Here is a 24,766-nt window from a genome sequence, read left to right as displayed (position 1 = left end):
GTGGCGCCCTGCGAACAGAGAAGGGCATCACGCAAGGCGGAAAAAGAGAACTAACAGGCTTTTTCCATTTTGGGTAGGTCAAACGCTTTACGTAACTGATTGACGAATTCATCATCCTCACAAATGGTTTTGCCTGGGCTATCAGAAAGTTTAGCGACAGGTTTGCCATTACATTCAACCAGTTTAATCACGATATTCAATGGAATAACGCTAGGAATATTGCAGGTTAATCGTGTACCAATACCAAACACAAGGTTGATACGTTTGTGGAAATAACGATAGAGCTCTAATGATTTTTGTAGATCGAGGCTATCAGAAAACACCAATGTTTTGCTCATTGGGTCGATACCTAGTTTTTCATAATGGGCAATCGCTTTTTCGCCCCATTCGATCGGATCACCTGAATCATGACGCAATCCTTGGTAGCGCTTCGCAAAATTGGCATCAAAGTCGCGCAAGAACGCATCCATGGTGATACAGTCGGTTAAAGCAATACCGAGCTGATCGGGGTATTCATCCAGCCAGCTTTGTAAGGCGGCGATTTGGCTGTTAGCTAACTCAGGGCTAATTTGTTGGTGTGCTTGGAACCACTCATGTGCTTGTGTCCCAACAGGGGAGAGTCCCAGTTCATGAGCTAGCTTATAGTTGCTTGTGCCAACAAGGTAAGGGAATTCCTTTTTGAGCATTGAGACAATAGCGGATTGTACATTATATGAAAAACGGCGACGGGTGCCGAAGTCCATTAATTTGAAGCGGCTAAGATCGATATGGTTTTCTTCCGCTTGGCTATAAAAAACAGTGAGTAATTTTTTCAGCTGCTTTACGGCGTCTTCATCAGTAATTTGTGGGTGTCTATTGCGCTGAACAATTTCACTGACAAGGGCAAGTAGGGGGACTTCCCACATAATGACCTCGACCCATGGCCCACTGATACGAATGGCTAAATGGCCATCATTCGTGGTCGAGATATCCACTTGTTCAGGTTTAAAGTGAAATTGTTTCAACCATACAAGGTAGTCTTCTTTAAAGAAAGGAAGGCGACTTAGATAATGGAATTCTTCCTCGGTGAGGGAGAGGTCTGCCATTAGTTGCACTTGTTGGCGGATTTCATTGGCATAGGCGCCTAAAACTTCACTACTACGGCAACGGAACTCGGCAACGACCGGAACTTGGCTGTAATGGTGAAACACGGCCTGCTGCATATGAAGCTTATAAGCATCAGTGTCGAGCAGTGATGTAATAATCGGGGTAGCGTCTAAATTCATGGCGCGCAGGCATCCTCGCGGAGCTATCTACTTATTAGCTAAATCGTTAAAGTTGGAAAAGTATACTCATTTTGTTAGAAGATAGAAGTCAAAATCATCGCCTAATGTTGATATCACATTTCCAATCAATCGACCCAAATGACGATATTATTTAACAAGCGTTAATATATGCATTGTGGGTCATTAAAGTCTGAAATGATACTAACACGTAATTTTCTATTTAACAGCGTTATAGCATCAACGAACAAACCAATTTTTAACAATTGTTGATACTAGAGTCTAGAAACGATGAAAATGGTTTTTCAAAGCCAAATTATAGGCAAGGGTGTCGTAGCAGCGTATAGTGTAAATACTCGTCATACTTCAAGTTGCAGCGCTTTTCGTTAAGACATAAGTGACTACGCTCATTCGCGGCAGTCACAGTGTTTGCTATGCTCCTAGCGACTCATTCACTTGTTGCTTGGCTGCACCTCGAATTATTTAGAGTATAAATAGAACAAAGAGAAAACTACGATATCGAATTTACGAATAAAAAGGTTACTTATGACCCAGTTGCGACAAGCGAAATATCGTCAGGACTATCAAGCACCTGATTATACCATCACAGAAATTGACCTTGATTTTAACCTTGATCCTGCAAAAACCATTGTTACGGCAGTAAGCCAAGTCAAACGGTTAAATGTTAACTCTTCTACCCTTGAACTGCATGGCGAAGACCTGCAATTAGTCAGTGTTGAAGTGAATGGGCAACCATGGGCTGATTATCAAGAGCAAGACAGTAAATTGGTGCTGTCATCGCTGCCTGAGTCTTTCACATTGCGTATTGTTAATGAAATCAGTCCTGAAAAAAATACGGCATTAGAAGGGCTATATGTTTCTGGTGATGCACTGTGTACACAGTGCGAAGCCGAAGGTTTCCGTCATATTACCTATTATTTAGATCGTCCTGATGTACTAGCTCGTTACACGACGACGATTACAGCAGAGCAGCAACGCTATCCTTATTTATTATCAAACGGCAACCGTGTTGCGGAAGGTATTTTAGAAGATGGACGTCATTGGGTTAAATGGCAAGACCCATTCCCAAAACCAAGCTACCTGTTTGCATTAGTGGCGGGGGATTTTGATGTTCTTCGGGATATTTTTATTACACGCACTGGCCGTGAAGTTGCTTTAGAGCTATTTGTTGATAAAGGCAATCTTGACCGTGCGCCATGGGCGATGCAATCGCTGAAAAATGCCATGAAATGGGATGAAGATCGTTTTGGTCTTGAATATGACCTTGATATCTACATGATCGTAGCTGTTGATTTCTTTAATATGGGCGCAATGGAAAACAAAGGGCTAAATGTTTTCAACTCAAAATATGTGCTTGCTAAAAATGAAACTGCAACAGACAAAGACTATTTAAACATCGAGTCTGTGATTGGTCATGAATATTTCCATAATTGGACCGGTAACCGTATTACTTGTCGTGATTGGTTCCAATTAAGCCTGAAAGAAGGTCTGACGGTTTTCCGTGATCAAGAGTTTAGTTCAGATTTGGGCTCTCGCTCCGTAAATCGGATCAATAACGTTAAAGTGATGCGGGCGGCTCAGTTTGCTGAAGATGCTAGCCCAATGGCTCACCCAATTCGTCCTGAGAAAGTGATCGAAATGAACAACTTCTATACTTTAACAGTATATGAAAAAGGTTCAGAAGTGATCCGCATGATCCATACGCTGTTGGGTGAAGAGATGTTCCAAGCAGGGATACAACTGTATGTTCATCGCCATGATGGTAGTGCAGCCACATGTGATGACTTTGTGCAGGCGATGGAAGATGCATCTAATGTTGACCTTTCATTGTTCCGCCGTTGGTATAGCCAATCAGGAACACCAATTCTCACTGTTCGCGATGAGTATTTTCCTGAGAAACAACAATATGTCTTGCATGTGAGTCAAATGACTCCGCCAACAGCGGATCAGTCAGAGAAGCATCCATTGCATATTCCATTAGATATTGAGCTCTATGGTGAAGATGGCGAGGTTATCCCATTAAAACACCTCGGTAGTGCAGTGAACTCTGTTTTAAATGTCACTCAAAAGTCCCAAACCTTTACCTTTGATGAAGTGACTAGCCGTCCTGTGCCATCACTGTTACGTGAGTTTTCAGCGCCAGTGAAATTAGATTACCCCTATAGTGATGAGCAACTCGCATTTTTAATGCAGCATGCGAGCAATGAATTCTCTCGTTGGGATGCGGCTCAACAGCTGATCAGCAATTACGTGAAAATCAACGTTGCTAATCACCAAGCAGGTGAAGCACTCGTTTTCCCTGAGCATGTGGTTGATGCATTCAGAGCGGTTTTATTGAGTGATAATATTGACCCTGCACTCGCAGCGTTGATTTTAACCTTACCTTCCGAAAATGAGATGGCTGAGTCTTTCAATGTCATCGATCCAGATGCTATCCATGTTGTTGCTGATTTTATTGCACATCAATTAGCGGTAGGTATGGCTGACGAATTTTTAGCGATTTATCAATCAATCCAAATTGATGGTTATCGTGTTGATCATCAAGATATCGCTAAACGTGCATTACGTAATGTGTGTTTGCAATACATTGCTGCAGGGGATGATCAGGCGCTTGCTGATAAACTGGTTTCTAACCAATTCCACGGTGCAGATAACATGACGGATTCACTTGCGGCATTGACTGCGGCGAGCGAATCTCAATTACCTTGTCTGGCTGAGTTAATGGCTGAGTTTGATGAACGTTGGCACCATGATGGCTTGGTAATGGATAAATGGTTTACTCTGCAAGGAACTCGCCCAGCAGCAGATGTACTGAAAACAGTTCGTGGCCTGTTAGAGCATCGTTCTTTCACTATGAGTAATCCAAACCGTGTTCGTTCATTGGTTGGTGCATTTACCTCAGGGAACCCAGCGGCATTCCATGCATTAGATGGTAGTGGTTATCAGTTCTTATATGAAATTTTAGTTGATTTGAATACACGTAATCCACAAGTGGCCTCACGACTCATTGAGCCTCTGATCCGTTTGAAACGTTTTGATGAAAAACGTCAAGGTTTGATGCGTAACACGTTAGAGCAATTGAAAGGTTTAGATAACCTTTCTGGTGATTTATTTGAGAAAGTGACTAAAGCACTTGAAAGCTAAATGAGTTTAATTTTTTAGCCAATACTAATAGCCCCTGATGATCATTTTCAGGGGTTATTCTTTAAAATCAACCGTTAATAACAATCTGATATTGACAGTCATTGGCTGTTAAACTGACGAACAAACAATAAATTGATCTTTTCATAGATAAAACTAGCTCAGATAGGGTAATCTATGTCGCGTTTTATTGGATGAAAATGTATCCCAGTTAAAAATAGTCTTGGCAAAATTAAATTTTGGCGAGTGTTTTGACGCGCGGAGCATTGTGTCTTTAATCGCTAATAGGTTATCAGATATGCTATATCACCTTGCCCGCAAGGCTCTATTCCAGTTTGATCCAGAAAAAGCTCATGAACTGACGTTTCGCCAGCTCCAGCGTTTGAATAATTCCCCACTTAAATGTCTTCTCCGTCAATCTGTCGCTACTAAACCAGTTCAATGCATGGGGTTATCATTTAAAAACCCGCTTGGGTTAGCCGCAGGTTTAGATAAAGACGGTGAATGCATTGATGCCTTTGGTGCAATGGGATTTGGGTTTGTTGAGATAGGTACGGTGACACCTCGGCCTCAATCAGGTAATGATAAACCTCGATTATTCAGGCTAGTAGAGGCGGAAGGATTGATTAACCGTATGGGCTTCAATAATAAAGGCGTAGATAATTTAGTTGAGAATGTGAAGAAATCAACTTACGGTGGCGTGATTGGAATTAATATTGGTAAAAATAAAGATACGCCAGTTGAGCAAGGAAAAGATGATTATTTAATTTGTATGGATAAGGTTTATAACCATGCAGGTTACATCGCTATTAATATTTCATCACCAAATACACCGGGTCTACGCACATTGCAATATGGTGAAGCATTAGATGATTTATTAAGTGGAATTAAACAGAAGCAATTGGAATTACAATCAAGACATCAAAAGTATGTTCCTGTCGCTGTCAAAGTTGCTCCTGATTTAACAGAAGAAGAAATAATACAGGTAACCGATAGTTTAGTTCGCCATAATATTGATGGTGTTATTGCGACGAATACCACATTAGATCGTTCTTTAGTTCAAGGGTTAAATCATTGCAACGAAGCAGGTGGTTTAAGTGGGCGTCCTGTGCAGCTAAAAAGCACCGAAGTAATTCGAATAATTTCTCGTGAGTTAAATGGTAAATTACCGATTATTGGTGTGGGTGGAATTGATTCATTAACTTCTGCTAGGGAAAAAATGGAAGCAGGGGCTTCATTAATCCAAATTTATTCAGGTTTTATATATAATGGGCCAAAATTAATAAAAGATATTGTGAACCATATATAGTTAACTGTAAATTTACCTAAAGGGGGCTTTATTTGTGCCCCCTTTTCTTTTATATTGTTATTGAGTCGTTATTTTGTACTCATAATAGTTCTGGTTGTGGTATAGCGAGCTAGATTTAGAATAGTCATATTGAGCATTTCTTCTAGGCTGTTTGATTGCATTCATTGCATCTATGATTTAAGTGCTCATTTTTATGGCTGCTACACCTCGAATTATTTAGAGTTATAAAATGTTTTTTACCGATAAATCACAAAGGGTTCGTATATGAAAATAAAACCCGATGATCATTGGCGTTGGTATTTTGATCATGACCACGATAGGGTGATGTTAGATCTCGCCAATGGCATGATATTTCGTTCATGTTTTCCTGCAAAAATGCTCACTGCATTTGCTCGCGCTGAAATGCCATTTAGTATTGAAGATGCAGGGGAGTTTTATATATTCGATGAGCAAGCAAAAAGACTCAATCTATCTAATGAAGAAAGAGCAGAGTTAGTTTTAAATAGCTTGGTTGCGTTTCGTTTTTTAAAGCCTCAAATGCCAAAGAGTTGGTATTTTTCTTCCTCCCATGACATGGCTGCCCCAACCCAAGGGCAACTGGTTCAGGTCTGTTTAGAAAATACCAATAATGTTGCGACTTTTATTATTGCCGAAGCTGGTGCTTCTGCAAGTTTATGTTTACTCGCAGAGGCTCAATTAGAATTGCCGGATCGTAAATTGCGTTTTTGTGATCCAATTAAGATCATGAACGATCGCATGAGGCATTATAAGCGTAAGTCGAGTGCCCTGCTATATGGGAAAGTGATGTAGCTAATAGATCTCCCATGATCGTTTTGTGATTAAATAGTAATGTTATGATCGATAAAACCATCATTAAAATAATAATTAATTTATGATGGCTCAATGATTTATTTTAAAGATAATTTAATTGCACTTTTCGGAATACAGCTACACGCTAATATATAGCCATTATCTTTAATTGCACTTTGTTTTAATGGTGTGACTTCACCTTCAATCAGCTTTATTTGGCATTTACCACAAATCCCAGCGCGGCATGAATAAGGTATTGATACGCCTTTTGATTCAAGCTGTTCAAGGATAACCTCTTGATTGTTTCCTTCATATTCTTTGTGTTCAAAAGTCATCGTCACCGTACTTAGTGGTGTTGTTGTGATAGGTTTAACTTCAGTTTCTCTTTCTCGAGGGATATATTGGTTCGGCTGCTTTGTTTCAAGCACTGTCACGGTGTCACCAACACGTATAATACCTGTATTCTTGATGACCACGTTTTGCCCGAAATCGACATCGCCATTTTCACGAGTACGGAAAGTTTGTAAGGTTGCTAGCGGTTCACTGTTAGGGTGTTTGATGCCTTTTTCTGGGCTAACAGTGGTTAGAATACAACGACTACAAGAACGATCTAAACTAAAGACAACATCACCGATCTGGATCGTTTTCCAAGTATCTTCTTCGAAAGGTTTTGCACCAGTGATAATCAAATTACCGCGAAATTGTTCGAGCTTAACACTCGCAGGGCAACGCCTTTGCAGTTCTTGAACTGAAGCTTCGTTAATCAATAAAAATGGATAGCCATCAGCAAACGACATCGGCACTTCAGGCATGGTTTTGACCCGACGTGACAGCTGGGGGCTTAACCAGCGAAGTTGCACTGGTTCATCAAAATAGCCACTTAACCAAGTATTGATGGCTTCTGGAGCAATCAGTGCGTGAAAATGATTACCCCAAACTTCAGTTGGGCTCTGATTCTGATCAAAGTCCTGATACAATACCGTCACACTTTCACCATCTGGCGCTTTGAGATACAGGCCATTATTTAACATTGCTGGTGTAAATAGTAACATTTGAGGGTATTTTCTTGCGGTGATGAATTTACCTTCAGGCGTTGTTACCATAAAATTGCGATCAAATATTAACCCACTGGAATCTGCGTAGGCATGGGATAGTCGGATCCCTCTCATAGACTTGACTGGGTGTGTATAAAGGCGCGAAAGCGTTATCATTTTTTAATCCTTATAATTGTTGCAGAGCAACTTTATGACAAGTGCATAAGATTAGCTATAATGCGCAACAATTTTTCATCCAAATTGGTAAAAAATACTATGAATTCTCTGTTTGCCAGCACAGCTCGTGGCCTAGAAGAACTACTGAAATCTGAATTAGAGGCTCTGGGCGCTAGCCAGTGCAAAATCGCACAGGGGGGCGTTCACTTTCAGGCTGATGAACGGGTGATGTATCAGAGTCTGCTGTGGAGCAGGCTGGCATCCCGTATCTTATTACCATTGAATGAGTTTGATGTTTACAGCGACTTAGACCTGTACCTTGGTGTACAGGCTATCGATTGGACAGAAATTTTCTCCGTTGATGATACCTTTTCGGTCCATTTTAGTGGAACTAACGAAGAAATTCGTAATAGCCAATATGGTGCATTAAAAGTCAAAGATGCCATTGTAGATTGCTTTGTTCGCAAAATAGATCAGCGCCCAGATGTTGCACGTCAGCAACCTGATATTCGTGTTAATGTGTATCTTAATAAAGAAAAAGCCAGTGTTGCACTCGATCTCAGTGGTGATTCACTACATATTCGTGGTTATCGTGATTTAGCAGGGCAAGCACCATTAAAAGAAAACTTAGCGGCAGCGATTATTAACCGTTCTGGTTGGCAAAAAGGCACGCCACTTGTCGATCCAATGTGTGGTTCAGGAACATTAGTGATTGAAGCGGCTATGATAGCGGCTGATAGAGCGCCGGGTTTACATCGTGAACACTGGGGTTTTTATGCATGGTCAAAATATAACCCTGAACTCTGGCGTGAGTTGACAACTGAAGCGCAAGTTCGTTTCCGTCAAGGCTTAAAAGAAACTACATCACGTTTTTATGGCTTTGATATTGATAAACGTGTTCTTGATATGGCGCGTGCTAATGCACGTAGAGCAGGGGTGCAAGAGCTGATTAGCTTTAACCAAGGCGATGCAGCGATGCTGGAAAATCCAGTCAAAACAGAAGTCAAAGGTACCATTCTCAGTAACCCACCTTATGGTGAGCGTCTAGAAAGTGAGCCAGCGCTGATTGCTTTACATAGCCAATTAGGCCGAGTGGTCAAAGCACGTTTTCCAGGTTGGCGTTTATCAATTTTCAGTGGTTCACCTGAACTGTTAAGTTGCCTGCAATTACGTTCCGAACGTGAATTCAAAGCGAAAAATGGTCCGTTGGATTGTGTACAAAAAAATTATCTATTAGCTGAAACACCATCAGAAACTGTTGGTGAAATTTCACCTGATTTTGCCAATAGACTGCGTAAGAATCATAAAAAACTCAGTAAATGGGCAAAACAACAGGGGGTTGATTGCTATCGTGTCTACGATGCTGATTTACCTGAATATAACGTTGCTGTCGATATCTACGGTGAGAAAGTGGTTGTTCAGGAATATGCACCACCAAAAACTGTCGATGAACGAAAAGCACGCCAGCGCCTCTTTGATGTGATCACTGCAACGATGAATGTTTTACAGCTTTCATCAAATCAGTTGATATTAAAAACACGCCAACGTCAAAAGGGTAAACAGCAATATGAAAAATTGGCTCAAAAAGATGATTTCTTTTTAGTCAATGAATACAACGCGAAAATGTTGGTTAACTTAACTGATTATTTGGATACGGGTCTCTTTTTAGATCACCGTATTGCGCGTCGTACGTTAGGGCAAATGAGTAATGGCAAAGATTTTTTAAACCTGTTCTGTTACACAGGATCAGCAACAGTACATGCTGGGCTTGGTGGCGCGAAAAGTACCACTTCTGTTGATATGTCACGCACTTACTTGGAATGGGCTGAGAAAAACTTGCAAGCAAATGGCTTAACTGGCCGTCAGCATCGTTTGATCCAGGCTGATTGTTTGAATTGGTTAGCAAACAGTGATGAGCAGTTTGACCTGATCTTTATTGATCCACCAACGTTTTCAAACTCAAAACGTATGGATGGTACCTTTGATGTACAGCGTGATCACATTCAATTGATCACTCATTTAAAACGTTTGTTACGTAAAGGCGGAACCGTTATGTTCTCCAACAACAAGCGTGGTTTTAAAATGGATCTCGAGGCACTCGCTGAGTTAGGGCTACAAGCAGAAGAAATTACCGCCAAAACTCGCTCAGAAGACTTTGCTCGAAACCGTCAGATTCATAACTGCTGGCTAATTCGCCATGCAGCGTAAAGGATAATATCAATGGCTTTAATTAATTTGTCAGGCGCATACCTTGCATTTAGTGATGCGCCTTTATTGGATAATACTGAACTTCATATTGAAGAAAACGAACGTGTTTGCTTAGTAGGTCGTAATGGCGCGGGTAAGTCGACGTTAATGCGAGTGTTGACAAAAGAGCAGCCGCTTGATGACGGTCAGCTTCTTTATCAACAAGATTTGATTGTGGCACGATTACAGCAAGATCCTCCACGTAATGTTGAAGGGACGATTTTTGACTTTGTCGCAGAAGGTGTTGCGGAGCAAGCTGGTTATCTTAAAGACTACCATCATGTTTCTAAATTGGTTGAAGAAGACCCGAGCGAAAAGAATTTAAATAGACTTGCTGAACTACAAGATGTGTTGGATAACTTAAATCTATGGTTATTGGATGCTCGTATTAGCGATGTTTTGAAAAAACTCGATCTACCTGCGGATGCACAGCTTTCTTCATTATCAGGTGGTTGGTTACGTAAAGCCGCATTAGGGCGTGCTTTAGTGAGTAATCCACGTGTGTTATTCCTTGATGAACCAACCAACCACTTGGATATCGAAACCATTTTATGGTTAGAAAACTTTTTGAAAGATTTCCAAGGTAGCATTGTCTTTATTTCGCATGACCGTTCATTTATTCGCAACATGGCAACGCGTATTGTTGACCTTGACCGTGGAAAATTAATGTCTTGGCCGGGTAACTATGACAATTATCTGATTGCGAAAGAAGAATCACTACGCGTTGAAGAGATGCAAAATGCAGAGTTCGATCGCAAGTTAGCACAAGAAGAGGCTTGGATCCGCCAAGGTATTAAGGCAAGACGTACACGTAATGAAGGGCGTGTTCGTGCTTTGAAAGCATTGCGTGTTGAGCGCTCAGAGCGTCGAGAAGTATTAGGCAGCGCTAAAATGCAGGTAGAAGAAGCCGCGCGTTCAGGGAAAATCGTTTTTGAACTAGAGAATGTTAATTATCAAATCGACGATAAGGTACTAGTGAAAGACTTTAGCGCGCAAGTTTTGCGTGGCGACAAAATAGCATTAGTTGGGCCAAATGGTTGCGGTAAAACCACGTTACTTAAACTGATGTTAGGTGATTTAAAAGCGAGTAGCGGTAGAGTGCATTGCGGTACTAAGTTAGAAGTCGCTTACTTTGATCAGCACCGTGCGGCGCTTGATCCCGATAAAACCGTGATGGATAACCTTGCTGAAGGGAAGCAAGAGGTGATGGTAAATGGTAAACCACGCCATGTGTTAGGTTACCTGCAAGACTTTATGTTCCCGCCAAAAAGAGCAATGACACCTGTTCGTGCATTATCAGGTGGAGAGCGTAATAGGCTATTATTGGCTCGGTTATTTTTAAAACCAAGTAACTTATTGATACTCGATGAGCCAACTAACGACCTTGATGTTGAGACATTGGAGCTGCTTGAAGAGCTAGTGGATAGTTATCAAGGTACTGTTCTACTCGTCAGCCATGACCGTGAATTTGTTGATAATAGCGTAACAGAGTGCTGGATTTTTGAAGGCAATGGCGTGATCAACCGTTACACGGGTGGCTACTTTGATGCTCAGCAGCAAAAAGCACAAACCGTGAGTTTGAAAAATTCACAACCGAGTAAAATAGCGGACGAAGACAAATCGCTGAAGGGAAAAGAACCTGCAAAGCGAAATAATAAGATAAGCTATCATTTACTACGTGAACTAGAACAATTACCATCGAAGCTGGAACAACTTGAAGGTGAAATCGAAGCACTGCAAAACACCGTAGGTGATGCGGACTTCTTTAATCAACCTCATGATGTGACCGAAAAAACCTTGAGTGCGTTGTCTCAAAAAGAGCAAGAGTTAGAACAAGCATTCGACCGTTGGCAAGAGCTTGAACTATTGAAGAATGGATAGTTCTCACACTAGGAAATAAAAGGGGCGGATCACCTTGTGCTCTCATGAGTCTCACGAACATGTGCTGTGTACACAGTGCGACATGCTTGTTGCGGTGCCTGAATTAGAACAGGGCACCAAAGCGACCTGTCCACGCTGCCATACGACGCTTGTTTCAAAGTGGCGATACCCGTATAAGCAACCTGCAGCATATGCATTTAGCGCGTTAATTATGTTGTTCGTTGCCTGTTTGTTCCCATTTGTCAAAATGAGTGCGGCAGGTATTGAAAATGAGATCTCAATTTTTCAAATTATTGAGATCATCGCAACAACTCGTTATAGCGGGTTAGCGCTGTTTTTCTTGTTTTTTTCACTGGTGATCCCCGCATTTTGTATGGTGACCATCATTCTTTTGGGGCTACAAGTCCATATTCCTAAAGGTCTTAAAGTGGGGATCAGCCGCATATTGTTCCAAATGAAATCATGGTGCATGGCGGAAATCTTTTTAGCAGGTGTGTTGGTTAGCTTTGTTAAATTGATTGCTTATGGTGATATTGGTGTTGGGTTGAGCTTTTTGCCATATTGTTTATTTTGTATGTTGCAAGTTAGGGCGTTTCAATGCCTTGATAGGCACTGGTTATGGAATAAAATTGAAGCGGCCCCAAAACTAAACCAAAAGCTTGAGGTGGGTAAAACTGGTATTAGCCAAAATCTAAGATTATGTCTGGTTTGTACGGCTATTTTACCCGCAGAACAATCACAATGTTCGCGCTGTCACGCACGCGGTCACGTGCGTAGACATCAGAGCATACAGTGGACTGTTGCTCTGTTATTGACCTCATTCCTCCTTTATATTCCTGCAAATGTGTTGCCCGTGATGACAACCAATATGCTAGGCAGTGATATGGATTCAACCATTATGGATGGGGTGATTTTGCTATGGGGTGATGGTTCATATCCTGTCGCACTCATTATTTTTATTGCCAGTATTATGGTTCCATCACTGAAAATGATCGGTATTGCGTGGTTATGTCTTGATTCGCAAGGCTACGGTAATCGAGATCCACATCGTATGCATTTTATTTATGAGCTAGTGGAGTATGTAGGACGTTGGTCAATGATTGACGTTTTTGTGATTACCATTTTGGCCGCACTGGTTCAAATGGGCCAATTGATGAGTATAGTCCCTGCACAGGGCGTTATTTTCTTCGGTGTCGTCGTTATTTTAACGATGTTTGCTGCGATGACCTTTGATCCTCGATTGACATGGGATCGCTGCGAAAAGAAAAATGCGGTAAAAGCTGTTGAACAAGAAGGAGCCATTGGGTGAGTGAACATGAAGCACCACAGGCTAATGCCAAAGTCAGTAAACTGAAGAGTTGGTCACCCGTTTGGGTGATCCCCATTGTCACTGTTTTAATCGGTGCGTGGATCCTGTTTTATCACTTCAGCCACCAAGGGCCTGAAGTCACATTAATTACCTACAATGCGGAAGGCATTGAAGCAGGTAAAACTAAAATTAAGAGTCGCAGTGTTGATATTGGTATTGTTGAAAGTGTGACCCTAGATGATAATTTTAGCCGAGTGGTGATCAAAGCGCGTCTGAATAGTGATATGAAAGACTTGCTACGTACCGACTCCGCTTTTTGGATTGTTAAACCAACGATTGGGCGTGAAGGGGTTACGGGGCTGGGAACCTTGCTTTCAGGGGTTTTCATTGAGTTACAGCCGGGGCGTGCGACAAAAGAGCACAGTGAATTCACCTTATTAGATGCACCGCCATTAGCTTCTCCTGATGCGAAGGGGATCCGTGTGGTATTAGTCAGTGATAGAGCAGGGCAACTCAATGCAGGTGACCCTGTATTGTTTAGAGGCTATCGTGTTGGTTCGGTTGAAACTAGCGATTTTGATATGAAAAATCGTGATATGCGTTATCAACTGTTTATTAATGCACCTTATGACAAATTGATTAGTTCAAATGTTCGTTTCTGGAAAGACAGCGGCATTGCATTTGATATGTCATCGCAAGGGATCCATGTTGAGTTAGGCTCCATTGCCACGTTACTGACAGGTGGTGTCAGCTTTGACGTACCACAAGGTTGGGTTCCGGGTGAAGGCGTTAAAGAAAACAGCGAATTTAAGCTTTTTGATAATCAAAGCAGTATCCAAAATTCCCTGTATACCGAGTATCAAGACTTTGTCCTGTTTTTCTCTGATTCTGTGCGTGGCTTACAGCCGGGTGCACCGGTGGAGTTCCGTGGGATCCGCTTAGGTACAGTGGCACAAGTTCCATTCTATACTGAAGGGCTTGATCAGAAGTTAGATAATGATTTCCGCATACCTGTACTTATTCATATCGAACCAGAGCGTTTTGCTAAAGACGTTGGAGCTGATTTCAATCTGAAAAATGAACTGAACTTGGCGATGAAAGATGGATTGCGTGCTTCATTAAAATCAGGGAATTTACTTACTGGCGCACTGTTTGTTGATCTTGATTTTGTTCCTAATGTATCTGAATACAAAGGGCCAGATAAGGTGGCTGGTTATAAAATTATTCCTACGACCAGTGGTGGCTTAGCGCAAATTCAGCAAAAAGTGATCTCTGTGCTGGATAAAATCAATAGCATGCCAATTGAGCCAATGTTGAATCAAACGACACAAACATTAGCGGAAGGGCAAAAAACTATTAAAGAAGCGCAGGTCATGCTTTCTGAGCTGAATAAAGTGATGGGCAGTAAAGAGTTCCAGAACTTACCGCAAGATCTACAAAAGACCTTAAATGAAATGAACCGTGCAATGCAAGGGTTCCAACCAGGGTCACCTGCTTATAATAAGATGGTTGATAATATGCAGCGCTTAGATCAGGTTCTGAGGGAAGTTCAGCCACTACTGCGTACTTTGAATAACAAGAGTAATGCTTTGGTATTCGAAGCTGAGCCAACGAAAGATCCTGTGCCTAAAGGAGTGAAAAAATAATGCGATATTTGCTATCGATATTGGTTTTAATGTTGGCTGCTTGCAGTAGCACCCCTGAAAAAATGTACTATCAATTGCCGGTGAAAGCACCGGCAACACAAGCAGCGGTGGTGATGGGGCAGCAAAACCAAGTTTGGTTGCAGCGAGTGATGTTAGCTGATGTTTTGACATCGAATGGTATCACTTACCAAACATCCGATGTCAGCTACAGCAATGCCAGCTCGCATTTATGGGCCAGTCCATTAGAACAGCAACTTGGTCAAACGATGGTAAGTGAATTATCTTCAGCACTACCGGGGCGTTTGGTTTCACTACAGCCACTGCAAAACTCACCAGATATACTGGATATTACGTTGACAAGTTTCAATGGTCGTTATGATGGGAAGGTATTAGTTCAAGGGTTCTGGACGCTATCTCACGGTAAAGAAGTGGTGCGTCGTAATTTTGATATCCAATTGGAGCAAAAAGAAGATGGCTACCCTGAATTAGTTCGCACTTTAGCGAGTGGTTGGCAGCAGGTTGCCGATGAAATCGCGAAAGAGGTTAGCAAGCTGTAGTTAACCCTCTGCGTTTCGAAGTATAACGAGTATATATAAGTACACCTCATGTTTTAATATAACTGAGGTGTATTTTTTTGTCTGACTATTCAATAGCTAACTACCCATATATGGATTTTTTTACAAAGATAATTATAACTATATTATTAATATCAGATAGTTGTCTTTTTTTGAAAACCTAAGTCACATTTATAGCATTTATGACATTTATATGAAATTCTTTACTTGATTTTCTCGTCGCTCAGCGGTATTTCTATAGTGTACCTAAATGAAATGATCCCCAAAAAAACTTCGAGTGCCATTAGCGGTAAGCGAAGCTATCTAATAGGAACATCAGCAAGGTAACTAAGCATATTTTAACTGCTAGCTCGAAGTCTCTGGGGCCTAGGTGCTGTTTTCTTTTCCATTTAATCGATGAGGGAAGTAAGGCATGAAAAGACAGAAACGAGACCGTTTAGAAAGAGCATTATCAAGAGGTTATCAAGCAGGTATTGCAGGGCGTTCAAAAGAGTTATGTCCCTATCAAGCTGTGGATGCACGTTCGCATTGGTTAGGAGGTTGGCGTAAGGCCATGGAGGACAGGGCAATTCTTTCTGCATAGCCTTTTTGAGAGAGTGCAGAAAAACGTACTTACCTGTTAGAAGATCCGATTTAAAAAACGGTTTTTTTAATCCCCCCTTAAAACAATTTTTAAACCTCCGCAAAAGCGGAGGTTTTGGCATTTAGAGCTTAATACGGAATTAGAACGCGCTGGTATCTTTAAATAAGCCGACTTTTAAATCATTAGCGACGTAAATAACTTTACCATCAACTAATACTTCACCATCAGCAAGACCCATAATCAATTTACGGTTAATCACGCGTTTGAAATTGATGCGATAAGTGACTTTTTTAGCAGTTGGAAGAACTTGACCTGTGAATTTAACTTCACCTACACCAAGTGCACGTCCTTTGCCTTCGCCGCCGAGCCAGCCAAGGTAGAAACCAACTAATTGCCACATTGCATCAAGGCCCAAGCAACCTGGCATTACTGGGTCATTAACAAAGTGACAGCCAAAGAACCATAAGTCTGGATTGATATCCAACTCAGCTTCAACATAACCTTTATTAAAGGCGCCGCCATCTTCAGTCATTGTAATGACGCGATCCATCATCAACATATTGCCAGAGGGTAATGGAGGCCCATTTTCACCAAATAATTCGCCTCGTCCAGAAGCTTCTAAATCAGTTTTTGTGTAGGAACTTCGTTTATCAACCATGTTCTTCTGATAGCCTTAATTAAGAGTAAGGATACAGGATAGCTTACACTTGTACGCTGAACAACTCCGATCTGATATTTTTTTACTCAGCCGAGCCATTTTAGGAACCAAGGAAGTTTTGGTTTTTCTGGCGAATTTGCTTGATTTATGCGCTCTTGGATTAGAGCTAACAAGTGTACGTTGTCGCCCTCAACTTGTTGCTCAAAATAAGGTTGTCGAGTGAGCAATGTGATTGCTTGAGCAACATGTTCAACCGGCCAAATATGAAATTGGCCTTCTTTAACTGAATTCACGACAGTTTCATTGGTGCATAGATGGCGAACATTTGCCATCGGAATGATCACCCCTTGATTCCCAGTTAGCCCCCGTTTAGCACAAATATCATAAAAACCCTCGATCTTCTCATTAACGCCACCAATAGGCTGGACATAACCGAACTGATCAACCGCGCCAGTCACGGCAATTTGCTGATCGATAGGCTGAAGAGCTAATGCGCTGATAAGTGCACATAATTCAGCTAGTGAAGCACTATCACCATCTACCTCGCCATATGATTGCTCAAAAACAATTGATGCTGAGAATGGCTGAGGCTGTTCTAATTTTAGCTCATAATTTAAATAGGCTTGCATGATCATCATGCCTTTGGCGTGAATATTTCCACCAAGCTCTGCTTTACGTTCCACATCAACGAATTCACCGTCACCTAAATGGGCAACACAGGTAATACGAGAGGGCTCACCAAGGGCTTCTGGGTAGCCTGGATACTGTAAAACAGATAACCCGTTAATCTGACCAATGACTTCGCCTTCTGTTTTGATAAATACTTGCTCTTGCAATATATCATCTTGAGAACGTTCAGAAAGGAAGCTGTGACGCCATAAACGGTTTTCTACCGCTTGGTTAAATGCAGCATTGCCCATGATATTATTTGCTTGATAATGAGATGCGTCAGTTAACCTGCGTGTTAACCACAAGGTATCAAGTGGCAGATTAAATTTGTCTTCACAAAAACGAGTCGCTTGCTGAATAAAAGCAGGCCAGCCATCAGCGCTGACCTCAGGAAGCTGATTTGCGACAATAATTGACTTGATATAACGCATCCATAACGTCAATTGTTCTTCATCATCAAAGAACATAACGGGTTCATATTCACCGTAGAGAGCACTATCAAATAAGTCTGAATGAGTATATTCAAACTCTTCAAGCTCAAGCCTATCGCCAACGATGATCAGTTTTAGATCAAGTGGTTGTGGCTCGATCTCGATTGGAAGAGGCTGATTATCAGAAAATGGTAACCATTCCAGCTGGCGATTAGCCACCATGTTCTGTAACCTTTGCCACATCAATGGTTGAGAAACAAGAGCGGATGCTGACAAAATTAATACACCACCATTAACATGGTGTAATAGCCCTGGAACGAGGTGCATCGATGGCGTAACGTAACCAAATAGCTGTTCAGGCTCAATCCAATGGCGGTAGGCGATATTCGTACGGCTTGAGAAGCGCCCATTGATTTCAGAGCACCATTTGAAGGTTTGTTGATTATCGGTAAGTTGATAGTCACCATTAATTGGCGAAAAATGTGTCAGTAAGGGGCTGATTGCCTCGGCAAATGTCTGTAGATAACCTTCACTTTCATCGGACTTGATAAACATGAATCGAGTCCTTGCGTTTTCTTTAATGAAACGCTCAATGCTGTCAAACAGCCTTGGTTGAATTTCTGACAAAAGAGCAGGTGTCAGGGTATCTGAAGAGACAAAATTCGCCTGATACGGCGTTAAGTCGGGGGTTAGGCCTTGCCATGTTAGTTCTTGACTGATCACTATAATTTTTCTGCTATTAATATGATTATAAGTAAAATGCCTGTCGGTGAGCAGGGCGCGTGTGCCTGAATCTTGTTTGGATATTTTACATTGTTTTCAGGTCAATTTGTTACCCATTGGGCAAGGTTGCTATATTAGCGTTTGAAAGCCAATCTTGCAGCAATAATTGTCGAATTATCGGTTAGAATAAAGAAAATAGCAGTACTACGGGAAACGACATTGGCCATGTTAAGCCAATGAGGAGTGCACTGAGTAATCTCATTAAAATATTAGGGTCTTTTGTTAGGAGTAGTGTTATAAGAGCAGAGCATACACCGCCTATCCCGTATACTAGGAGTATGCATTCAAATGTGGACATGCTAATTCATTAAATTGTTAACAGATGACGGCGGATTGTACACTATTTTGTGCTTAGTTGTTATCTTCTTTGTGAATATTAAGTTGATCACCGCGGTTTGATTGTGCACTCTACTCGAAAATTGCTAATATAGAATTAGGTTTGATATTCGCCGGGAAAATATATGAAATATCAGCAGCTTGAAAATCTGGAATGTGGCTGGAAATGGGAATATTTGGTAAAAAAGTCCAGAAGTGGTGAAACAATTACCCGTTACATCGAAAGAAGTGCGGAAGAAGAAGCCATTGTATCATTACTGAAGATGGAAAACCGACCCACGGATGTTTTAAAGTGGATTTCACTGCATATGGATCCGCAACTGGATAACCGGATGAAACAAAGCATTCGAGCTCGGCGAAAACGTCACTTTAATGCAGAGCATCCACATACTCGAAAGAAATCAATCGACCTCGATTTTTCTGTGTGGCAGCGTTTGTCTAATCTTGCCGTAAAGCGCAATAAAACTTTATCTGAGACGATCATTCAGTTGATCGAAGATGCTGAGCATAAAGATAAGTATGAAAGCCAAATGAGTTCATTAAAACAAGATCTTCAAGCTATCTTAGGGAATGGAAATAGTAAAATATAATTTTTAAGATCATGATAAGGTGATGCGAGGATCATCGATGATCGCGAAATGTTAATATCGTGTCGTTATCTTTTCTCTCAATCCTATTGTATATCGCTTTTTACCTAATATGTTCACCAATGCTGAAGTTAAAAGACAAAAAAAACCCCATCGAAATGGGGTTTTAGTATTCAGTCCGAAATTCTAACTAGGGCTAAGAATTAAGCGCCTGGTTGAGCAACAACTTCAGTTGTACCTTGAATTTCGATTTCAACGCGACGGTCTGGAGCCAGACACTCGATCAGAGCTGCACGGCCTTTAACGTCGTCACATTTGTTACCAGTTACTGGATCTTCTTTACCACGACCTTCAGCAGCGATTGCGCTTGCTGGAACGCCTTTAGATACCAGGTAATCAACTACTGACTGAGCACGTTTTTGTGACAGTGGCAGGTTGTAGTTTTGTGAACCGATACGGTCTGTGAAACCAACAACCAGTACGCGACCTTGAGTTGGGTCGATGCTGCTCAGTTCGTTATACAGTTCGTTCAGTGCTTGCTGACCTTCTGGCTTCAGAGTTGCTTTGTTGAAGTTGAACAGAACGTCTGAACGCAGAGTAAAACGCTTGTTCTCAACAACTGGAGCTGGAGTTACAACTGGAGCTGGCTCAACAACTGGAGCTGCTTCTTGGTTGAAACGGTATGCTAGACCAACGCTCAGCATGCCATTGTCAGGACGTACGCCCAGGTTGTCTTTATCACCGATGTTGCTAACCCATTGGTAATCTAAACGAGTTGCCCAGTTTGGAGTGATTGCATATTCAACACCCAGTGCGTATACAGGAGAAACGCCAGTGTCGTTTTCTTTGTACTTAGGTTCGTTAGCTTGGTTAGCTTTAACGTCTGTACGCCAAACCATACCACCTAAACGAGTGTAAACGTCCAGGTCATCCATTACTGGATAGCTCAGTTTGGTTGTCAGTGACACACCCATAGATTTCAGGTCGCCGCTGTTACCAGCACCTTTGTATTTCATTTTACCAAACCAGTCATAACCAAGCTCGAAGCCCATGTACTGGTTGTATTGGTAACCTGCGTATGCACCAGCACCGAAAGTATCACGGTCAGTACTGTTACCTACAGATTGAGTACGGTCTACTGGAGTGAAACCAGTGTCTTCATAGTGAGACCAACCCAGTTTAGCACCGGTATACCAAGTGTTGTCTTTTGGAGCTGCCTGCGCAACAGTTGCGAAAGCTGCTACTGCCACTGCTACTGCGATAGCTGTCTTTTTCATTTTCTACGCCTCGTTATCATCCAATATAGGCATGGCTTCAATGAGCCTTATTATTCGCCATTGGTTTAAAATACTTGCTAGGTTTCGCTGACATTATCTACAAAAATTTATAAAAAGTAAAAAATAATGCCATAACCTTAACAAGCTAAAGTCTACAACGAACTTAAAAAGATACAAGTAGAGGCAGCAAAAATCGTTATAAAAAAACATTTTTTAGCGGATAAATCAGAGAGATAACCATAATCATATTTTGAGTTGATTATAATCTATCCCCTTGATCTCAATTATTTTTTCGGCGCTTTCCTAAGCTGATTTATCCAAATGTCAAATTTACTAAGAATATTCTTAATCTTGGCTAGTGATAATAGTTAGAGTGAATTTTTAGGTTATTTTGCTGTCCAGAATGGATACCCGCGATATTATGTGTTTTTTGTGGGCGCATAATAAAGCCAATAGAATGACCTTCTTGTGCTGCACTTTGTAACCGAGAAAAATCTTGTTCATTTAAGTCTGGCAACCAACCTAGCACTACGCTGTAATTACCACTTCTAAGTGCCTTTTCCATTGCCTCAATTGTTGTGATCGAAGCCATATTACTTAATTGCATTATTTTATTCGTCGGCAAACCTGATTGCTTTAACCAATGACGACTAAGCTTTTTGTTTGGGCTCAACCAAAGCAGCCAGCGTGACTGTATACCGAACTGCCGCAACATTGGCAGTAAAATACAATCCATAATAGGGTGCTTTTCATCATAGACCAGTTCACTCACCATACCTTGTTGCAGTGTATTGCCCATTTGCGTTATTGAGGACATAGTTTGGGTATAGTGGTTAACAGAATGTTCAGTTGTTTTGTTCCAAGAATAGATAGCCATAATTCACCTCGCCAACAAAGCTGTATGAATATACAGTAACTGTATATTTATCCAATATCAAGCCTAATTTTTCAAAGCGCTTCGCAAGTTTGTTGTTTTTATCTGCAATATTCTTGGAGTTTCTGGTGGATTCTCTCAAAATATCGCTCCGCTAATTGCCTGTTAAATTTGGATATTTATAGTTGCCACAAGGATCGAGATAGATGAATACTCATAAGGAGTTTGGGTGTATGTCTTTAATGGAAAAAAATGATTGTTGGTTAGGCCAGAGACTAAAACGTTTTGGGGAAATTAAAAGAAAGAATCACTTTGGTGGCGATTGTCTCATTATTGATAATGCAATAATTGGTCTTACATTAGAGGGATTGTTTTATTTGAGGGGATGTTTGTTTGCAAGAAGTTACTTTGAATCTATTAAATTAGAACGCTTAATTTTCAGTAAAAAAGGGATCCCACTGGAGCTACGTTATTATCGAGTTTCTGACCAAATTTGGCACAACGAAGAGCTATTCATGCACTGTATCGACTTAGCATACCGTTCTGCGGTTGAGGAACAGAAGCTAAAGTTGTCGGTAGTAACAAGGATTAAAGATCTTCCTAATATGAATATGTCAGTTGAAAGGGCTCTCGGTAAGATAGGTATCCATAAAGCGGAGGATTTACGCGAAATAGGTGCTAAGGCCTGTTTTTTAAAATTAAAACAATTTGGGCGTTTCCCTCCAACGATTAAGTTATTAATTGGTTTGGCTGGAGCGATAGAAGGTTACCATAGTGCTGTTTTACCAACACCAATCAAACAAGAGTTAATTAATTGGTACAACAGTGTGGGGTGAAGCTAATCGGTATTAAAGCGTGGGTGCCAAAATCATCAGATAAGATAATTTTGGCACCCGCTCACCAGTTTTATTTCTATGCGCTATATGGCATTTAGTTTATTTGAAGGCGTAATCGGTGCATTAATTTGTGTCATCATGGATTTAATTTCAGGGATGAGTTCTAGCAATAATCGTGTTTGCTCCATGATTAATCCTGTTTTTTCATCGTCATTAACAGAAATATTGTCAATTCGATGAGTAATGCTCTCGCGTAAACGTTCTGATTTCTCTTCTGAGTAAGCATCTAGCGTTGCAACTTGTAGCGATGCTTCTACATAGCAGATTGCATCACTTAAAATTGCGAGATTTTCTTCATTATGCATTTGTTCTCGATGAGCACCGAATGCTGAAATATAGCTGAGTAGAGTGTGATTTAGGCATAAAAGTCGAAAAGCTTGCTCTTGTGTCACTTTGTATGATTTAGGATCCGTGGCCATGTTGGAAACAACAGAGGCGAATTCAGCATCATTATTATGTGCATCACGGCGAGCTACTCGGTATTCAAGGCTATTATCTTTACCTTGATAGTATTGTTGCAAAATGGCATCTAAGTAGCGGCAGTTGCTATCCATCGTTTTTTGTACCACTTGCGGTAATTGGCGAAATTTCCAATCGGGCCAAATAAAGCTAACAGCTAGGAATGCAATGAAACAGCCAATTAAGGTATCAATAATACGAGGAAGTGCGACCTCAAATCCTTCACCGAGTAAGTTGAAGCAAAAGAGCACCAGTAAAGTGATAAACAGGGTTGCTTGTGCATATTGGCTACTTCGGAACACAAAGAACAGTAAGCCAGAGAGCACAATTAATGTCAGTTGTCCTTCCATTGAAGGAATGAAATTTAGTAGTGGTAGCCCTATGAGTATCCCAATAATAGTACCTATGATACGTAGGGCTAGCCGCCGTTTGGTGGCATTATAGTTGGGCTGGCAAACAAATAGGCTAGTTAGGAGGATCCAATAGCCTCTTTCTAAGTTAAACAATTGAATAATAATATAGCCCGTACATAGCAGTAGCGACATTCTCACCGCATGGCGAAATAGCGCCGACTTTGGTGTTAAATGGTGCTTGAAACGCGCAACAATATCACTTAAACCAGAAGGGGATTCATCAGATAGCTGCTCGAGCTGTTTCATATTTTGTTGGCGTGAGTTTTGTTCAATGCCAAGTCCTCGCAACTGTACATCGATCCCTTTTAAATTTTTGAGTAGGTTATAAAGGGCTTTTACTTCATGGATTGCAGGCGATTGTTGCTTTAAGAGCTGAAGTGAATTTTCAAGGTAATTAAAAGTACCTTCAAAGCGTGGATTGTGCTGATAAGGCTTACGCCACAACACAGATTGTGCGACTTGTTGGCAGGCTCTTGCTTGCATGGTCAGTAAACGCTGAAAACGAAATAGAATATCGCTATGGCGCAATGTACGGCTCAATTGCTGATATTGAATATGTGATGAACTGGCTCGCTCATGGATATCTTGTGCAACAAAGTAATATTGTAATGTAGTACGAGTTCCTTTCTGCCCTCTATCACCCTTTAACCGGCTGAGTAGAGCCATTTTAGCTTGATTCATGGTACTGACTAACGTGCTATTGACGAGGGCTAAATCATAAACAGACTGTTGATAGTCATCTTCCAAGTCTGGGTCAAATAAATTTGCTTTGGCGTCTAGATAGGCTGCGAGTTGTTGATAGCATTGAGTAATTGCATCCTGTAGAGGGCGAACAGGGAAGAGGATGTGGCCAATCAATGTCAGAAAGTTATACCAAACTGCACCAGTCAGCAGTAAAGCAGGTTGTTGATACCAAGTATCAAAGATGGGAACGCCCAACATGGTATAAATGGCAATCAATAGAGCACCAAAGGCAATGGTGGCATAGCGTTGCCCTAATGCACCTAGCAGTATAAAACCGCAAGTTGAAAGTGCCAGTCCAAAAAAGAATAAAATTGGGTGAGGAAAAAGTAGCTCAATGGAAACGGATGCGATAAAAAAGCATAACAAGGTAATGACAAGGTTTTTTAAACGGCCTGTTAGTCTATCATCTAAGTCAGTCAGTGCTGCTGCGACCATCCCTAATGTGAGTGGGATGGTGACTTTGGGATCTTGACCTAATAACCAAGGGATGAGGGTCGTCCCTGTCAGGGCAATCAATATTCGGATATAATATAAAGCATGGCTGTTATATAGAACACGACGATAACTGGTAAGCAGCGTTAACACAAAGTACCTCAAAGACAAACATTCCCTAGTCTATATAGGATAGCTTGTTTGCAAGTAAT

Annotated in this window: 19 protein-coding genes; 11 read left to right on the top strand and 8 right to left on the bottom strand. The window is 41.2% G+C overall.

Annotated features, from left to right (window positions below; all coding sequences use genetic code 11):
* Positions 1-50: 50 nt before the first annotated feature.
* Complete coding sequence (pncB, locus tag AC3Z9T_RS05590; RefSeq protein WP_490125237.1) at positions 51-1,265, bottom strand: nicotinate phosphoribosyltransferase; 1,215 nt, start codon at positions 1,263-1,265, stop codon at positions 51-53.
* Positions 1,266-1,808: 543 nt separating this feature from the next.
* On the opposite strand from pncB, the gene pepN reads away from it, so the two are divergent.
* The 3 genes from pepN (at position 1,809) to AC3Z9T_RS05575 (ending at position 6,543) form a co-directional block, all read left to right on the top strand.
* On the top strand, positions 1,809-4,427 hold the full coding sequence (pepN, locus tag AC3Z9T_RS05585; protein WP_490125236.1) for an aminopeptidase N: 2,619 nt from the start codon (positions 1,809-1,811) through the stop codon (positions 4,425-4,427).
* A gap of 295 nt (positions 4,428-4,722) precedes the next feature.
* On the top strand, positions 4,723-5,733 hold the full coding sequence (gene pyrD / locus AC3Z9T_RS05580) for a quinone-dependent dihydroorotate dehydrogenase (RefSeq protein WP_490125549.1): 1,011 nt from the start codon (positions 4,723-4,725) through the stop codon (positions 5,731-5,733).
* 264 nt (positions 5,734-5,997) lie between these two features.
* The gene (locus AC3Z9T_RS05575; RefSeq protein ID WP_490125235.1) at positions 5,998-6,543 is read left to right on the top strand and encodes a cell division protein ZapC; all 546 of its coding nucleotides are present in this window, start codon (positions 5,998-6,000) and stop codon (positions 6,541-6,543) included.
* A gap of 98 nt (positions 6,544-6,641) precedes the next feature.
* Here AC3Z9T_RS05575 and AC3Z9T_RS05570 read toward each other — a convergent pair whose 3' ends face one another.
* Entirely contained in the window at positions 6,642-7,754 is a 1,113-nt protein-coding gene (locus tag AC3Z9T_RS05570) for a YcbX family protein (RefSeq protein ID WP_490125234.1), read from the bottom strand.
* A 99-nt stretch (positions 7,755-7,853) separates the two neighbouring features.
* On the opposite strand from AC3Z9T_RS05570, the gene rlmKL reads away from it, so the two are divergent.
* The 6 genes from rlmKL (at position 7,854) to rmf (ending at position 15,995) form a co-directional block, all read left to right on the top strand.
* Entirely contained in the window at positions 7,854-9,962 is a 2,109-nt protein-coding gene (gene rlmKL / locus AC3Z9T_RS05565; protein WP_490125233.1) for a bifunctional 23S rRNA (guanine(2069)-N(7))-methyltransferase RlmK/23S rRNA (guanine(2445)-N(2))-methyltransferase RlmL, read from the top strand.
* Between the two features lie 12 nt (positions 9,963-9,974).
* Positions 9,975-11,882: an ABC transporter ATP-binding protein gene (locus AC3Z9T_RS05560; protein WP_490125232.1), complete on the top strand. Its 1,908-nt coding sequence runs from the start codon at positions 9,975-9,977 to the stop codon at positions 11,880-11,882.
* A 34-nt stretch (positions 11,883-11,916) separates the two neighbouring features.
* Complete coding sequence (gene pqiA, locus AC3Z9T_RS05555) at positions 11,917-13,191, top strand: membrane integrity-associated transporter subunit PqiA (protein WP_490125231.1); 1,275 nt, start codon at positions 11,917-11,919, stop codon at positions 13,189-13,191.
* Positions 13,188-14,837: an intermembrane transport protein PqiB gene (gene pqiB, locus AC3Z9T_RS05550; RefSeq protein WP_490125230.1), complete on the top strand. Its 1,650-nt coding sequence runs from the start codon at positions 13,188-13,190 to the stop codon at positions 14,835-14,837. The genes pqiA and pqiB overlap by 4 nt, the downstream gene beginning before the upstream one ends.
* Positions 14,837-15,394, top strand: a complete 558-nt coding sequence (gene pqiC / locus AC3Z9T_RS05545; protein ID WP_490125229.1) for a membrane integrity-associated transporter subunit PqiC — start codon at positions 14,837-14,839, stop codon at positions 15,392-15,394. The genes pqiB and pqiC overlap by 1 nt, the downstream gene beginning before the upstream one ends.
* Before the next feature lie 430 nt (positions 15,395-15,824).
* Complete coding sequence (rmf, locus tag AC3Z9T_RS05540; protein ID WP_070924870.1) at positions 15,825-15,995, top strand: ribosome modulation factor; 171 nt, start codon at positions 15,825-15,827, stop codon at positions 15,993-15,995.
* 139 nt (positions 15,996-16,134) lie between these two features.
* Here rmf and fabA read toward each other — a convergent pair whose 3' ends face one another.
* From fabA to AC3Z9T_RS05525, 3 genes are all read right to left on the bottom strand, one after another.
* Entirely contained in the window at positions 16,135-16,653 is a 519-nt protein-coding gene (gene fabA, locus AC3Z9T_RS05535; protein WP_490125228.1) for a bifunctional 3-hydroxydecanoyl-ACP dehydratase/trans-2-decenoyl-ACP isomerase, read from the bottom strand.
* A gap of 86 nt (positions 16,654-16,739) precedes the next feature.
* Positions 16,740-18,476, bottom strand: coding sequence for an AAA family ATPase (locus AC3Z9T_RS05530; RefSeq protein ID WP_490125227.1), 1,737 nt, complete (start codon positions 18,474-18,476; stop codon positions 16,740-16,742).
* A gap of 181 nt (positions 18,477-18,657) precedes the next feature.
* Complete coding sequence (locus AC3Z9T_RS05525) at positions 18,658-18,834, bottom strand: GhoT/OrtT family toxin (RefSeq protein ID WP_490125226.1); 177 nt, start codon at positions 18,832-18,834, stop codon at positions 18,658-18,660.
* A gap of 163 nt (positions 18,835-18,997) precedes the next feature.
* Here AC3Z9T_RS05525 and matP point away from each other — a divergent pair, with 163 nt between their 5' ends.
* Complete coding sequence (matP, locus tag AC3Z9T_RS05520) at positions 18,998-19,462, top strand: macrodomain Ter protein MatP (RefSeq protein WP_490125225.1); 465 nt, start codon at positions 18,998-19,000, stop codon at positions 19,460-19,462.
* Between the two features lie 200 nt (positions 19,463-19,662).
* Here the strand turns inward: matP and ompA are convergent, their stop codons facing one another.
* Both ompA and sulA read right to left on the bottom strand, forming a co-directional pair.
* The gene (gene ompA / locus AC3Z9T_RS05515) at positions 19,663-20,736 is read right to left on the bottom strand and encodes a porin OmpA (RefSeq protein ID WP_490125224.1); all 1,074 of its coding nucleotides are present in this window, start codon (positions 20,734-20,736) and stop codon (positions 19,663-19,665) included.
* 355 nt (positions 20,737-21,091) lie between these two features.
* The gene (gene sulA / locus AC3Z9T_RS05510; RefSeq protein ID WP_490125223.1) at positions 21,092-21,613 is read right to left on the bottom strand and encodes an SOS-induced cell division inhibitor SulA; all 522 of its coding nucleotides are present in this window, start codon (positions 21,611-21,613) and stop codon (positions 21,092-21,094) included.
* 230 nt (positions 21,614-21,843) lie between these two features.
* Here sulA and AC3Z9T_RS05505 point away from each other — a divergent pair, with 230 nt between their 5' ends.
* The gene (locus AC3Z9T_RS05505) at positions 21,844-22,446 is read left to right on the top strand and encodes a TfoX/Sxy family DNA transformation protein (RefSeq protein ID WP_490125222.1); all 603 of its coding nucleotides are present in this window, start codon (positions 21,844-21,846) and stop codon (positions 22,444-22,446) included.
* 83 nt (positions 22,447-22,529) lie between these two features.
* Here AC3Z9T_RS05505 and yccS read toward each other — a convergent pair whose 3' ends face one another.
* Positions 22,530-24,707, bottom strand: a complete 2,178-nt coding sequence (gene yccS / locus AC3Z9T_RS05500) for a YccS family putative transporter (RefSeq protein ID WP_490125221.1) — start codon at positions 24,705-24,707, stop codon at positions 22,530-22,532.
* Positions 24,708-24,766: the final 59 nt, after the last annotated feature.

The sequence above is a fragment of the Providencia sp. 6390 genome, assembly GCF_058148425.1.
The sequence above is the reverse complement of the archived record's forward strand: the minus strand, read 5'-3'. Positions and strand labels throughout refer to the sequence as shown.

What these genes read in the sequence shown, in the direction of transcription:
- pncB (WP_490125237.1), bottom strand. Translation starts at nt 1,265, where the DNA reads ATGAATTTAGACGCTACCCCGATTATTACATCACTGCTCGACACTGAT.
- pepN (WP_490125236.1), top strand. Translation starts at nt 1,809, where the DNA reads ATGACCCAGTTGCGACAAGCGAAATATCGTCAGGACTATCAAGCACCT.
- pyrD (WP_490125549.1), top strand. Translation starts at nt 4,723, where the DNA reads ATGCTATATCACCTTGCCCGCAAGGCTCTATTCCAGTTTGATCCAGAA.
- AC3Z9T_RS05575 (WP_490125235.1), top strand. Translation starts at nt 5,998, where the DNA reads ATGAAAATAAAACCCGATGATCATTGGCGTTGGTATTTTGATCATGAC.
- AC3Z9T_RS05570 (WP_490125234.1), bottom strand. Translation starts at nt 7,754, where the DNA reads ATGATAACGCTTTCGCGCCTTTATACACACCCAGTCAAGTCTATGAGA.
- rlmKL (WP_490125233.1), top strand. Translation starts at nt 7,854, where the DNA reads ATGAATTCTCTGTTTGCCAGCACAGCTCGTGGCCTAGAAGAACTACTG.
- AC3Z9T_RS05560 (WP_490125232.1), top strand. Translation starts at nt 9,975, where the DNA reads ATGGCTTTAATTAATTTGTCAGGCGCATACCTTGCATTTAGTGATGCG.
- pqiC (WP_490125229.1), top strand. Translation starts at nt 14,837, where the DNA reads ATGCGATATTTGCTATCGATATTGGTTTTAATGTTGGCTGCTTGCAGT.
- rmf (WP_070924870.1), top strand. Translation starts at nt 15,825, where the DNA reads ATGAAAAGACAGAAACGAGACCGTTTAGAAAGAGCATTATCAAGAGGT.
- fabA (WP_490125228.1), bottom strand. Translation starts at nt 16,653, where the DNA reads ATGGTTGATAAACGAAGTTCCTACACAAAAACTGATTTAGAAGCTTCT.
- AC3Z9T_RS05525 (WP_490125226.1), bottom strand. Translation starts at nt 18,834, where the DNA reads ATGTCCACATTTGAATGCATACTCCTAGTATACGGGATAGGCGGTGTA.
- matP (WP_490125225.1), top strand. Translation starts at nt 18,998, where the DNA reads ATGAAATATCAGCAGCTTGAAAATCTGGAATGTGGCTGGAAATGGGAA.
- ompA (WP_490125224.1), bottom strand. Translation starts at nt 20,736, where the DNA reads ATGAAAAAGACAGCTATCGCAGTAGCAGTGGCAGTAGCAGCTTTCGCA.
- sulA (WP_490125223.1), bottom strand. Translation starts at nt 21,613, where the DNA reads ATGGCTATCTATTCTTGGAACAAAACAACTGAACATTCTGTTAACCAC.
- AC3Z9T_RS05505 (WP_490125222.1), top strand. Translation starts at nt 21,844, where the DNA reads ATGTCTTTAATGGAAAAAAATGATTGTTGGTTAGGCCAGAGACTAAAA.